1 protein-coding gene is annotated in these 391 nt (G+C 42.2%); it reads left to right on the top strand.

Annotation, left to right across the window (positions count from 1 at the left end):
- Positions 1-29 precede the first annotated feature (29 nt).
- On the top strand, positions 30-391 hold a 362-nt coding region (locus Q1A40_RS22975; RefSeq protein ID WP_367275788.1), incomplete at its 3' end, for a DUF6708 domain-containing protein.

Genomic DNA, 391 nt, shown 5'->3' on the forward strand with positions numbered 1-391 from the left:
TACAGGTCACAGAGATTAATGACATTTGGATGGAGGTTCCCCGTTATGAAAATATTATGTGGGGTCTGGCATGGCTTTGCGTTATCGTCTCGGTTATACCCTTTATTATGGCTATCGGTATGTCTATTGCTATTATTTCTTCACAGGATTTTAATTATTCTGATGGAGATGATATATCTATGATTTGTATCTTATGGGGGGGAGCGTTTATTTTTTTATCGATGGTAATACTCAGTTTAAGAATGGCTTTATTTGTCCCGAGAAGCCAGCCTGTCCGGTTTAATCGTAAGCGACAGAAGATTTATATTTTTGAACACCACCGTAAAGCCTGGAATCCCTGGGCGAAATGGCCGACCACCGTCAGGGTGTTCGACTGGGCGGATATCCACGG

The organism is uncultured Cedecea sp., from assembly GCF_947498825.1.
In the GTDB taxonomy this organism is placed as follows: Bacteria; Pseudomonadota; Gammaproteobacteria; order Enterobacterales; family Enterobacteriaceae; genus JGM124.